Source organism: Spirosoma spitsbergense DSM 19989 (genome assembly GCF_000374085.1).
Taxonomy (GTDB): Bacteria; Bacteroidota; Bacteroidia; order Cytophagales; family Spirosomataceae; genus Spirosoma; species Spirosoma spitsbergense.
Genome location: NZ_KB893430.1, coordinates 1 through 12991, shown reverse-complemented (window position 1 = coordinate 12991; position 12991 = coordinate 1). Strand labels below are relative to the sequence as shown.

Genomic DNA, 12991 nt, shown 5'->3' with positions numbered 1-12991 from the left:
GTTTTGTTCGGTCTGCCGGGTCTGCACCAGGTGGCCATCCATTTCCCCTTCCAAGGCCGATTCCAGGAAGTGCTTGAGTAAGGGAGCGAACAGGCCGTTTTGGCCTGTCAGGGGTTTGCCTTCGTAGAGGCCTTTGATGGCCGCCTGCTTGAAGGACTCGAAATCGAAGTCGTTAGTTGTATCCGTCATGATTGTGAAAATAAGGATTTTTCTTTTTCCCTTCTATTCACCCTCAGCCTTGACACAGTTCAGCGAGCAGTCTCAAAATTGTAGGATCTCCAAAGTAATTTATCAGAATCTCTCAATGTTCTTTCATTGATTGGTGGCCTGAAAATCATCAAGTGAGATTGATAAAAGCTATTGTTGTTTTCATTTAATGTTAACTTCTCCGAGTAAGTTAAAGATGCTGGATCTTTATCTCCTAAAAATTTGTTGCTCAAAATTTTAATTCTTTCCTCATTTTGCTCCTTTTCAATGCCATTATTAACTAAATCCTGGATAAGCCTTATTGTAGCTAAAGCTATGATACTTAGAGTCGCCAATCTTTGTTGTCCATCAATAATAGTGTATTTTTTATCACCTTGGTTTTGTAGGACAATTGAACCCATGTAGTGTATAGAGTCATTGTCTGTTATAGATACTATATCACTCCATAAGTCTTCCCAATGATCTTCTTTCCAAGAGTAATCTCTTTGATACGATGGGACTTGGTAGATCTTGCCGTTGCCAATAATATCGCTGAAACTTACAGTGCTAGTGTCCAGTAAATTGTTAACTGCCATGATTTCTAGGGCTAATAATGTCATACTTACACAACAAGTACTTGTGGTATACGCATGATAAATACTTCATAAATATGTACTTCGACAATTACCTTTCCAACCGTTATCCCTTCTTCTGTTCCTTCGCCCAGGCGTCTTTCAGCGTTACGGTCCGGTTAAAGATGGGCCGTTCGGCGGTAGAATCAGCGTCGAGGACAAAATAGCCTTTACGCATGAACTGGAAATTGGTTTGCGCACCGGAGCGGGCGGCTTCTACCAGGGCCGGTTCCACAAAGGCGCGGACCACTTCGAGTGAGTTTGGGTTCAGCAACTCATGAAATTCACGTTCGTCGGCGGCTGGGTTCTCGACCGAGAAGAGCCGGTCGTAGAGCCGTACTTCCGCTTCAACGGCGTGGGGTACCGATACCCAGTGGATGGTGCCTTTTACGTTGATACCCGACGTATCCGCACCGCTCCGGCTTTCGGGGATGTAGGTGCAGCGGAGTTCGATGATTTCACCCGAGTCGTCTTTTACTACCTCCTCACACCTGATGATATACGCACCTTTCAGCCGAACCATACCACCCGGAAACAGCCGAAAGAATTTCTTCGGTGGATTTTCCATAAAATCGTCCCGCTCGATGTACACCTCGCGGCTAAAGGGTACTTCGCGCTCACCCGCGCCGGGGTCTTCAGGGTTGTTTTCAATCCGCATGATTTCTTCACGACCTGCTTCATAATTGGTCAGGACGAGTTTCAGCGGTTTTGCGTCGGGGTGGCCATCCGTCAGTACCGCCATAACCCGGTGGGTCGTTTTGTTCAACTCCTCGCGGATGCAGAATTCCAGCAGACCAACATCGATCAGGTTATCCCGTTTGGCAATGCCAATCCGATCGGCAAAGGCACGGATGCTGGCGGGCGTATACCCCCGGCGTCGAAGTCCGGCAATCGTTGGCATGCGGGGGTCGTCCCATCCGTTCACGTGGCCCTCTTCTACCAACAGCCTGAGCTTACGTTTGCTCATCACCGTATAGGTAAGATTAAGCCGTGCAAATTCGATCTGGCGTGTGGGGAAAATGTCCAGTTTGTCGATGAACCAGTCGTACAGCGGGCGGTGAACTTCAAATTCCAGCGTACAGAGCGAATGAGTGATGTGCTCGATGCTGTCCGACTGCCCGTGGGCAAAATCGTACATCGGATAAATGCACCAGGTGTCGCCCGTGCGGTGGTGGTGGGCATGTCTGATCCGGTAAATAATCGGGTCGCGGAGCTGCATGTTGGGCGAGGCCATATCCACTTTGGCCCGCAGTACTTTGGCCCCGTCGGGATACTCCCCGGCCTTCATCCGCCGAAACAAATCGAGGTTTTCATCCACAGACCGGTCGCGGTATATGTTCATCAGACCCGGCTCGACGGGGGTACCTTTCTGGGCCGCTATCTCCTCCGAGGTCGAATCGTCAACGTAAGCTAATCCCTTCTCAATCAGCGTTTTGGCAAAGGCATAAAGCTGATCGAAGTAGTCCGATGCATAAAATTCATTCTCCCACCCGAAGCCCAGCCAGCGCACGTCGTTCTTAATCGAATCGACGTATTCAGTATCTTCCGTAACGGGGTTGGTATCATCGAAACGGAGGTTGGTTTGTCCGCCGTATTCGTCGGCCAGGCCGAAATTGAGGCAGATAGATTTAGCGTGGCCAATATGGAGGTAGCCATTCGGTTCGGGCGGAAAACGCGTGTGTACACGTCCCCCATTTTTACCGGCGGCCAGGTCGGCTTCCACAATTTGTTCGATAAAATTGCGGGAAGTACCGGCGGGAGTAGACTCACTATTTGTCCCTTCTGATTCTTTATGTTGGTCGGTCATGTTGCTTGCAAACAGATAAACAGACCGAAAATTACGGCCTTTGCCCCGCTTTGGCAAACCAGCCACCCACAAAGCGGGTACGGGGACGATAATTGCTTCTCCGGAAGAGTTAGCCATTTTTTTGATTATCGGCTGGATACCGTCGGAAATAGGACGTAAAAAATAAAGTTTTGCGTATTCCTTTGTCGACAACTTCAATTATCGGGTTTTATACTAGGACAGGGCGTGTAGAATTACTTAAGTAGTTCAGTAACAGTCAGTAAAATGTTGGCCGGGAGCGAACAAAACAGGTACCTACACGAGTTGTGGCATAGTACACGCTGTTGACTATCTCCCCGCAACATCATTGCCGGACATCGTTAAAGGGCGTTTTGGGGCTTATCGCAAATGAAAAAAACGTTACTATTCCTTCTGTTTTTGCCCGGTTTGTTTCTGGCAATAGATGGATTGGCACAGAAGACCACCGACTCACTGGCTAAACAAGCCTACCTGGCAGATTGTATTCAATACGCTTTGGCGCATCGGCCGCTGGTCAGGCAGTCGGTTATCGATCAGGAAATTGCCGAGCGCACCGTGCAAAGTGCCCTGGCGGCCTGGTATCCTCAAATTGCTGCTGGGTACAACCTGCTTCACTACCTAAAACTGCCTGTTTCACTTTTCCCCGATCTTACTACCGGCGAGAAAAGACCGGTAACGATAGGTGTCCAGAATACCTCTACTGCTTCATTTTCGGTTACGCAAAGTATTTTTAACCGCGATTTACTGTTAGCCAGTCAAACGCAGAATGTGTATCGCGAGCAGGCCACTCAAACGACCGTTAGTAATAAAATTAACGTGGTGGTAAACGTCAGTAAGGCGTTTTATGATCTTATTCTGACCCAGCGTCAGGTAGATATTCTGGCCGAAGATATTACCCGGTTGCAGCGAAGTCTGCAGGATGCAACTAATCAGTATCAGAGCGGTATTGTTGATAAAACGGATCCCCAGCGCGCAAAAATTGCGCTTAATAATTCGCTGGCTCAACGAAAGCAGTACCGCGATCTGGTTGGGGCAAAAATACAGACCCTCAAGCAGTTGATGGGCTACCCACCCAATGGACAATTGCAGGTAACGTACGATACCCTGCAATTGATGAATGAAGTTATGCTCGATACCACCCTGCTGGTAAACCCCCGGAACCGCATCGAGTACCAACTTTTACAAACGCAGCACCAGTTGCTTGATGCTAATGTACGGTACAATCGCTGGGCGTATTTGCCAACGGTAGCGGCTTTTGGGAACTATAATTTTTTGTATCAGAACAGTTCGCTTGGGCAGTTGTTCAGTGCCGTGTATCCAAACTCGGTTATCGGATTGAGCGTTGCGCTGCCCATTTTTCAGGGTGGCCGACGTACTCAACAGACGAAAATTGCCGAATTGCAGGTTCAGCGATTGAACTGGGATTTAGCGGCTCTGACCAGCGCTGTCGATGCCGAATATGCACAGGCTCTGGCTAATTATAAAGGGAACCTGGCTGCATATCAGGCACTGCGCGAAAATCAGGCCCTGGCCGAGGACGTGTACCGGATCATTAACCTGCAATACCGCAACGGTATCAAAACGTACCTGGACGTGACCATTGCTGAAGCCGACCTCCGAACCGCGCGCATCAACGTGTTCAACGCCCTCTATCAGGTGCTGATCAGCAAACTGGACGTGCAGCAGGCACTGGGAGAAATACAGTTTTAAAACCAGTTTGTTGTTTGCGGTTTTCGTTGGGTTATACTGCTTTTCACAACCGAAGCGACGGCCCGTTCCAACGACAAACCGCCAACGACAGACGACAAACGAAAAACCATTGAAAAAGCTACCTATTTTAGTCGCGGCTATTCTGCTCACTGCCTGTGGTGACAAGAAAAATGAACAACAGGGACCTCCGCCCCCTACACCCGTAACGGCCGTGAAGGTGACGAAAGGCAACGCTACGTACTATGAAGAATTTCCTGCAACGGTAACGGCCCTGCGCGAAGTGGAAATTCAGCCGCAGGTGTCGGGCAACGTGACGGGTATTTTTTTTCAGGATGGTCAGCACGTGAGCAAAGGGCAGAAACTGTATACCATTGACGCCCAGCAGTACCGCGCCACCTACGACCAGGCCGTAGCCAACCTGAACGTGCAGAAGGCCAACCTCAACCGGGCCCAGAAAGATGCCACCCGATACAACACGCTGGCCGAGCAGGACGCCGTTGCCAAACAGTTGGTCGATAATGCCAATGCCACCCTCGAAGCGGCTAAAATGCAGGTAGAAGCGGCTCAGGCCAACATCCGGCAGGTGTCCACCAACTTGAAATATACGACCATTTACGCCCCCATGGAGGGTACCATCGGTATTTCGCAGGTGCGGCTTGGCTCGGCCGTAGCACCTGGCCCTACGCCCATGAACACCATTTCGGAAGATAACCCTATTGCCGCTGATGTGCAGGCGGACGCGTCTTATATCGCCCGGTTTGCAACGCTTCAGAGCAAGTCCGGTGTGGTGCGCGACTCCACGCTCATGCTCCAGCTGCCCGACGGGAATTTATATAAATACCCCGGCACGGTACGCATCATCGACCGGGCTGTTGACCCTCAAACCGGTACCCTGCGGGTTCGGGTGGCGTTTCCTAACCCCGGCAAAACGCTGAAGGTAGGGCTGAATGCCAACATTCGCGTGAAAAACAGCACTGGGGAACCCCAGCTCCTGATTCCGTACAAAGCTGTAACTGAACAAATGAGTGAATACTTCGTCTTTGTTGTGGGCGACAGCAGCAAGGTGACCCAGAAAAAAGTGACCCTTGGTGCCCGTATCAACGGCAATGTTGTGGTAAAAGACGGCCTCACCGAAGGCCAGACCATCGTAACCGGCGGTACGCAGAAGATTAAGGATGGGGGTAAAGTTAGTATCAGGAGCGAAGAGTGAGAAGTAAGGAGTTACTGACGCGTCCATATTTTGCGCCAGCAACTCCTCGCTCCTCGCTCCTCGCTCCTCATTCCTAAAAAAAAGATGTTCGCAGAAATATTCATCAACCGGCCCGTAACGGCCATCGTTGTCTCCATTGTCATTGTGGCTTTGGGAGTGCTGGCTCTGCTGAGTCTGCCCGTTAGTCAGTACCCGAACATTACGCCCCCGGTAGTGCAGGTAACGGCCAACTACACCGGGGCCGATGCGCAAACGGTGGAGCAAACAGTAGCTACGCCCATCGAAACGCAGGTGAACGGTACACCCGGACTGGACTACATTCAGACCAACGCCACCAACGACGGGCGGATGAGTATGAACGTTACCTTTAAGGTGGGTACCGACGTTGATATTGCGGCCCTCGATGTGCAGAACCGCGCCGGTATTGCCGCACCCCAGTTGCCCGAAGCCGTAACCCGGCTGGGCGTAACGGTGCGCAAGCGGAACCCGTCGCTGTTTATGCTGGTGGCCATCTATTCCCCGAAGGGAACGCACGACGTATCGTTTACGGATAACTACACCAACATTTACATCCGCGACGCGCTGCTGCGGGTACCGGGCGTGGGCGATATTTTTAGCCGGGCCGACGATTTCAGTATGCGGATATGGCTCAAACCCGACCGCCTGGCCCAGTTAAACCTGACTGTAGATGATGTGCTGGCGGCTTTGCAGGAGCAGAATTTACAGATTGCCGGTGGGTCGGTGGGTGGACCGCCCCAGCCCAGTTCTCAGGCCTTCGAATACAGCGTTTTCACCAATAGTCAACTCAACAAAGAGGAAGATTTCCGGAACATCGTGGTCCGGTCCGATCCGTCGCGGGGTTCCCTGGTGCATCTGAGCGATGTGGCACGGGTGCAGCTGGGTAAGTTTTCATACGCCAGCAATTCGTTTGTGGATGGCAAGCGGGCATCCTACCTGCTGGTATATCAACTCCCCGGCAGCAACGCGCTGGAAACGGCCAAAGGGGTTTACGAAACGATGGACCGGCTGAAAAAAACCTTCCCGCCCGATGTCGCGTACGTAGTGCCGTTCGAGTCGGTGTCGGTAATTCAGGTATCCATTGAGGAAGTGGTCATTACGCTGCTCGAAGCCCTGGGGCTGGTCATTTTAGTGGTGTTCCTGTTTCTGCAAAGCTGGCGGGCTACGCTCATCACGCTACTGGCCATTCCGGTATCCATTATCGGTACGTTTGCGCTATTTGTGCCGCTGGGCTTTACCATCAACAACCTCACGCTTTTTGCCTTCGTGCTGGCCATCGGTATTGTGGTGGACGATGCCATTGTGGTGGTGGAAGCGGTACAGGCTAACATCGACAAAGGGCAGTCGCCCCGCGATGCGACGCTGGCGGCCATGCGCGAAATCACGGCCCCGGTCATTGCCATCGCCCTCATTCTGGCGGCTGTGTTCGTACCGGTGGGTTTCATTCCCGGTATTGTGGGCCGATTGTATCAGCAATTTGCCATTACCATTGCCGTGTCCGTGCTGATTTCGGCGTTTGTGGCCCTGTCGCTCACGCCCGCACTCTGTACGCTGTTGCTGCGCCCGATGCACATCGACGAAAAGGCGACCGGGCTGAATAAGTTTTTCTACAAATTCAACCAGTGGTTTGGGCGCATGACGGACTCGTACTCGAACGGGGTCCGGCGACTGATTAAGGTTACCCCCCTGGTCATTGTCGGGCTGGTAGTGGTGTACATCGGCACCGGGCTGCTGTTTCGGGCCAAACCCACCGGCTTCATCCCGACGGAAGACGAAGGCCGTATTTTTGTGACCTACGAGATTCCCGAAGCGGCCTCCACGGCGCGGAGTCTGGAGGTGTTGCAGGAGATGATGGCCATCCTTAAAAAGCAGCCTTACGTGGCTCATTTCACGGCGTTGGGCGGGTTGAATGCCATCACGTTTGCGTCCAAATCGAACAGCGGTACGGTGTTCATTCAGTTAAAACCGTGGGACGAACGCACCGGCGAAGGCATGCAGGCCGACTCGCTGGTACCGAAACTACAGCGCGCGTTTGCGGGTCTGACCGATGCGAAGATACAGGCCATCCTGCCCCCCGCTATTCCGGGCCTGGGACAGAGTTCGGGTTTTACCTTCGAGATTCAGCAGCGCGAAACGCAGGACGACGTGCAGGCGTTTGAGGGCGTGGTGAAAAAATTCCTTGCCGAACTCAACCAACGCCCCGAAATTGGCCGGGCCTTCTCGTACTTCACCGCCCAATCGCCCGCTTACCGCGTAGACCTGGACCGGGAGCAGGCCAAAAAGCTGGGCCTGAATGTAGCCAATGTGTACCAGACCATCCAGACGCTGCTGGGCAGTCGCTACGTCAACGATTTTATTATCTACGGACGTAAATTCCGGGTGGTGGCGCAGGCGGATACCATGTACCGGGACGATATCAAAAAACTGAATCAGTTTTACGTACGCAACGCGGGTGGACAGTTGATTCCACTGAGTAACGTGGTGAAGACGACGGTTATCGAGAATGCGCCCCTTATTTCGCACTTCAACCTGTTCCGGTCGGTGGAGATCAATGGGTCGGCTAAACCGGGTTTCAGCAGCAGTCAGGCCAACGATGCGCTGATTGAAGTGGCGGCTAAGGTACTGCCCGCCGGGTATGCCTACGATTTTGGCGGACTGAGCCGTGAAGAAATCAACGCGGGCAATAGTTCCATCTTTATTTTCGCCCTGAGCATTGGCTTCGTGTTCCTGTTTCTGGCGGCTCTGTACGAAAGCTGGTCGGTTCCGTTCTCGGTATTGCTATCGGTACCGATTGGGGCGCTGGGCGCCATTCTGGCCCTTACGCTGTTTCCGTACCTGAGCAACAACGTGTACGCGCAAATCGGACTGATTACGCTCATTGGTCTGGCTGCTAAAAATGCCATCCTGATTGTGGAATTCGCCAAAGAGCGCGTCGATAAAGGGGAGGATCTGCTCGAATCGACTATTGAAGCGGTTCGGTTGCGCCTGCGTCCGATTCTGATGACCTCCCTGGCGTTTATTCTGGGGGTGGTGCCGCTGGCCATCGCAACGGGAGCCGGGGGCGTAGCGCGGGCCACTATTGGCCGTACGGTGCTGGGTGGTATGCTGGCGGCCACGTCACTGGCTATCTTCGTTGTGCCCGTGCTGTATGTCGGCATCACCCGGCTGGCTTACGGGAAGAAAGGACTGGAGAAACTGAGAAAGAACGCCGGGAAACAGAGCAAGGAGAAAGAAAAGAAAGAGACGGCAGAAGCGGTTTAAAAAGAGACTCGCGAAGCGGCTATGGCTCATTTGTGTATTCGCTTGTTCTCACGCAGGCCATAACGAAACGGAGAACCAAAACCGGTAGGTTTGGCAGCGACGTCGCTTTTCCAGCTACAAAGTTGGCCCCCGCGCTCAACGTCAATCCGAACCTATGCTTCCTTCGTTTTCTGCTCTGTTACTAAGTGGTCTGCTACTGCTGAATGGGATCACCTGCGCCCAGACCGGCAAGGCGCTGGCTGGTAAGACTGGTCATCATCCCAACGCGACCACCCCAAAAACGCCCATCGACTACGTCGACCCGCTCATTGGTTCGGCACCGAGTCAGACGATTACCGCCCGCAAACACAGCGAAGCCGGGAGTGAATTGCGGGGGCAGATTGCGCCCGCCATCGGGCAGCCCCATGCCATGACCACCTGGACACCCCAGACGCGGGCCACGGAAACAAAATGCGTTGCACCCTACTACTACCAGGATACAAAAATCAACGGGTTTCGGGGAACGCACTGGCTCAATGGAAGCTGCGTGCAGGACTACGGCTCGCTCACGATCATGCCCCTGTCGGGTCCGCTGGTGCTGCCAGCCGCTACCCGGGGTTCCACCTTCCGGCACGAAACGGAGCAGGTAACACCCGCCTATTACCGCGTTCATCTGGATACCTACGCCATCCAGGCCGAACTATCGGCCCACACGAGGGCCGGACTGCTCCAGTTTACCTACGAAAAAGGGGGAGAGAGCACGGTATTGATTGAACCCAACAGCGACGAAGGGCAGGGATGGATTGAGGTTCATCCCGAACGCAATGAAATTGTCGGGTATAATCCGGTACACCGGATTTATCAGGGTTCGGGACAGTTGGCGGGCTTTAGCGGGTATTTCGTGGTGCAGTTCGACCGACCCATCACCACGTTTGGCACCTGGACGAATAATGTTCCTGCCGAGGGGAGCCGACAGGCTGGCAAAGCGGGTATGCAGGCAGCCGTAGGCGCGTACGTACGCTGGCAGCTGGCCCCCGGCGAGGTAGTCCGGGCGCGGGTGGGAACCTCCTTCGTGAGTGAGGCCGGGGCACGGCAAAACCTGCTGCGGGAAATTCCGCACTGGAGCCTGGCCCGTGTCCGGCAACAGACCGAAACGGCCTGGAATGACGAGCTGGGCCGAATGCAGGCTACCGGAAGCGAGGCTGACAAGACACTGTTCTACACCGCGCTCTACCACGCCAACCTGACGCCCCGTATCGCTTCGGACGTAGACGGCGCTTATCCGGGTTTCGCCGACGATTCGACGGTTCACTACGCCAAAGGATTTGACTACTAGGATGATTTCAGCCTGTGGGATACCTTTCGGGCGTGCCAGCCGCTGCAAACCCTGCTCAACCCCCAGCGGTCGGGCGAGATGATGCAATCGCTGGTGCGCAAAGCAGAACAGGGCGGCTGGATGCCCATCTTCCCGTGCTGGAATAGCTACACGGCCGCTATGATTGGTGACCACGCCCAGTCGGTCATTGCCGATGCCTACGTGAAAGGAGTGCGTAACTTCGATATCCAGACTGCCTACCGCTACCTGCGCCGGAACGCCTTCGACGTCAATGCCGACCCTCTAAGCTACGCCAACGGCCAGGGTCGACGGGCACTGGCCTCGTATCTGAAGTACCGGTATATTCCGCTCGAAGACTCGGTCTGGCAGGCGTTTCACAAACGCGAACAGGTATCGCGCACCCTCGAATACGCCTACGATGATTTCTGCCTGGCGCAGTTGGCAAAGGGCCTGAACCATACCGACGATGCCCTAATCCTGTCCGAACGGGCGTTAAACTACCGCTCCGTCCTCGACCCATCCACGGGCTACGTGCGGGGGCGTCACGCCGACGGTCGCTGGATAACGCCCTTCGACCCGTTTGCCCTTCGCACGTCGTTTATCACCGAAGGTTCTCCCGCGCAGTACACGTTTTTTGTACCGCAGGATGTGCCGGGCCTCATCCGGGCTGTGGGCGGGAATGACCGGTTCGTAGCCAAGTTAGACACGCTGTTTGAGGGAGGGCACTACTGGCACGGCAACGAACCCAACAACCAGATTGCTTACCTGTATGCGTATGCCGGTGCGCCCTGGAAAACGCAGGCCCGCGTCCGGCAGCTCATCCGCGACGAGTATGACCGTTCGCCCGGTGGATTGAGTGGCAATGAAGATGGCGGACAGATGTCGGCCTGGCTGGTGTTTAGTATGGCCGGGCTGTATCCCGTTTGTCCGGCCACACCCTACTACGTGCTGGGTAGTCCTGCCCTCGATGCCGTGACCATCCGGCCCCGAACGGAGGGAGGCAAGCCGGGTAAACCGTTCACCATTCAGGCGCAGAACAATTCAGCCGGTAATGTGTACATCCAGTCGGCTACGCTGAACGGGCAACCCTTCTCCCGTCCGTACCTCACCCACGCCGACATTCAGCGGGGCGGTATCCTTCGTTTGCGGATGGGCGACAAGCCAAATACCGTATGGGGTAGCCTTCCTGCGGACAGAATACCATCCGCATTCCCCGAACGATAGCCGCCTAAGTTGGTAATTTTCTGTTGATCAGACTTCTTTTGAGGAGAGAAACGTTCCGGCTACTGAACAGCCGACAGACGCGATGAAGGCAAGGATGGCGGAGGGTAACTCGTATTGATACAACAGGAAAGCGGTGTAGCCCATGAGGAGCAGGGCTACGAGCAGCAGAAAGCGGGAAAGGAAGTAGATCGGCCCGTTTTTCATCGCAAATGTTAGTGTAAAATAGCCCGTATAAGGAGATAGGCCAGCGTAGCCGTAATGAAAATCACGACCGTCCAGGGACCGGGAACAGGAAGCATCGTTTTACGTTTCATACCGCGAATGGCCGGGGAAAGCTCTAATTTTCAGACGCATAACCTGGCATAAGTCACATAAAAAAGACGATAAGGTCAATTCCTGACGGGTTTGGCGGACGTAATCAGTTAATTATATCGCCAGCGAATTTGCGTTGCTCCCTTTCAATACCCGTAGGTACAATTAAGGTTAGATCCCCAAACTAATGAAAGCCGCCAAAGAGTTATTTCAGCAACTCGGCAGATGTTCGGGCGGCTCTGGGCGCAACATAAGAATCGGACGGATTCAGATAGTCGGGCGAATTGACAATTAGAATTATCCTGTCTCCTTCACAAAAATTGATGGATTGTTCGGTGGTGAGGCCGTACGGGTGACCGTTTCGGAAACTAGCGGCTTCGGCCGTCCGATTCTATTGGTTTCATCTCATGTTGGCGGTGATAAAGGCTACTTGGTTACTGGGTAGTAACCAAGTAAGTAACTAAGTAGGTAGTCAAGTTAATCTTGGGCGGTTTCAGCATCTGGTGTATCAATTGGGTTGCGGTGCTTGGTGAATACAAATAGTTGCTCCTGAAATTCGTGGACTTTTCTACAAGCATCTTGTAACTCAGATTCATAGAGTGGTTCCTCGCCGTGGTGGGCACCGTTGTTCATCAATCTTCCCCGTATTTCATTGACAGCGGTGCAAAGTGCCGACATCTCATCGGCTGTTTGCTGAATGGTAGCCCGGTCAGAATAGTACTGACTGAAAAAATTGAACACGCATTTGTGAAACGTGTCTAATTGACCTGCTCTTCTTTTTGCGTCTACACCAGCTAAGCCGGTTTTGTCAATTTTCAAGGCTTTTAGTTGGTTGACTTCAGAAGGCGTGAGTGGGCTGGTAGCCGCAATCTTATCCAAAGAGTCTGATAGCAGGCCGTCTGTATCTTTCTTCAGTCCTTCAATGCCTTTGAAGAGCGTTTTCATCTGTGCGTAACGACTAAGGTTCTCTAGTGTCGGGTCATAATATACGCAAAGAAGCTGCTCAAGCTTTTTACGCAAATACAGTGCACATCCATCGAAATCGTGTTGACTTAGTAACTGATGTTACGCATGGTTGATCTATCTGTAGCAACCTCTTTCTAAATTTACTCAAAAACACCACAAAAAGCGCTCATGGAGTTTATATCCCCTATTTTTGACCTCTACTCGGACTATTTGCTGGTCAATCAGAACCAGCCAACAGCCACCCGACTATCGGCACTGGTGGATGGGAAACTCTCCCATGATGCCATTACCCGCAGTTTGCACCAGCAAGACTACGACTCACGTCACTTGTG

General features: G+C 53.0%; 7 protein-coding genes and 2 pseudogenes. 4 read left to right on the top strand and 5 right to left on the bottom strand.

Annotation, left to right across the window (positions count from 1 at the left end; translation table 11 throughout):
• The 3 genes and pseudogenes from B157_RS0106500 to B157_RS0106490 form a co-directional block, all read right to left on the bottom strand.
• Positions 1–189: pseudogene (locus B157_RS0106500) on the bottom strand (IS256 family transposase); the annotation flags it as partial.
• Between the two features lie 59 nt (positions 190–248).
• The gene (locus B157_RS0106495; RefSeq protein ID WP_084761768.1) at positions 249–782 is read right to left on the bottom strand and encodes a DUF262 domain-containing protein; all 534 of its coding nucleotides are present in this window, start codon (positions 780–782) and stop codon (positions 249–251) included.
• A 103-nt stretch (positions 783–885) separates the two neighbouring features.
• Positions 886–2625 (bottom strand): glutamine--tRNA ligase/YqeY domain fusion protein, encoded by a 1740-nt coding sequence (locus B157_RS0106490; RefSeq protein ID WP_026308536.1) that lies wholly within the window; start codon positions 2623–2625, stop codon positions 886–888.
• A 387-nt stretch (positions 2626–3012) separates the two neighbouring features.
• On the opposite strand from B157_RS0106490, the gene B157_RS0106485 reads away from it, so the two are divergent.
• The 4 genes and pseudogenes from B157_RS0106485 (at position 3013) to B157_RS34630 (ending at position 11381) form a co-directional block, all read left to right on the top strand.
• A complete protein-coding gene (locus B157_RS0106485; protein WP_020602551.1) occupies positions 3013–4353 on the top strand; it encodes a TolC family protein in 1341 nt (446 codons plus the stop codon).
• Positions 4354–4462: 109 nt separating this feature from the next.
• Complete coding sequence (locus B157_RS0106480; protein WP_020602550.1) at positions 4463–5563, top strand: efflux RND transporter periplasmic adaptor subunit; 1101 nt, start codon at positions 4463–4465, stop codon at positions 5561–5563.
• Between the two features lie 84 nt (positions 5564–5647).
• Positions 5648–8842: an efflux RND transporter permease subunit gene (locus B157_RS0106475; protein ID WP_020602549.1), complete on the top strand. Its 3195-nt coding sequence runs from the start codon at positions 5648–5650 to the stop codon at positions 8840–8842.
• A gap of 154 nt (positions 8843–8996) precedes the next feature.
• Positions 8997–11381 (top strand): annotated as a pseudogene (locus tag B157_RS34630) (GH92 family glycosyl hydrolase).
• A gap of 27 nt (positions 11382–11408) precedes the next feature.
• Here B157_RS34630 and B157_RS38895 read toward each other — a convergent pair.
• Positions 11409–11585 carry a hypothetical protein gene (locus tag B157_RS38895; RefSeq protein ID WP_020602546.1) on the bottom strand — a complete coding sequence of 59 codons (177 nt, stop codon included), beginning with the start codon at positions 11583–11585 and terminating at the stop codon, positions 11409–11411.
• A gap of 585 nt (positions 11586–12170) precedes the next feature.
• Positions 12171–12638, bottom strand: coding sequence for a hypothetical protein (locus B157_RS0106455; protein WP_157618324.1), 468 nt, complete (start codon positions 12636–12638; stop codon positions 12171–12173).
• Positions 12639–12991: the final 353 nt, after the last annotated feature.

Bases quoted from the DNA above. Each gene is read 5' to 3' on its own strand.
- B157_RS0106495 (WP_084761768.1), bottom strand. From the start codon at position 782: ATGGCAGTTAACAATTTACTGGACACTAGCACTGTAAGTTTCAGCGAT.
- B157_RS0106455 (WP_157618324.1), bottom strand. From the start codon at position 12,638: ATGAAAACGCTCTTCAAAGGCATTGAAGGACTGAAGAAAGATACAGAC.
- B157_RS38895 (WP_020602546.1), bottom strand. From the start codon at position 11,585: ATGAAAAACGGGCCGATCTACTTCCTTTCCCGCTTTCTGCTGCTCGTA.
- B157_RS0106485 (WP_020602551.1), top strand. From the start codon at position 3,013: ATGAAAAAAACGTTACTATTCCTTCTGTTTTTGCCCGGTTTGTTTCTG.
- B157_RS0106475 (WP_020602549.1), top strand. From the start codon at position 5,648: ATGTTCGCAGAAATATTCATCAACCGGCCCGTAACGGCCATCGTTGTC.
- B157_RS0106490 (WP_026308536.1), bottom strand. From the start codon at position 2,625: ATGACCGACCAACATAAAGAATCAGAAGGGACAAATAGTGAGTCTACT.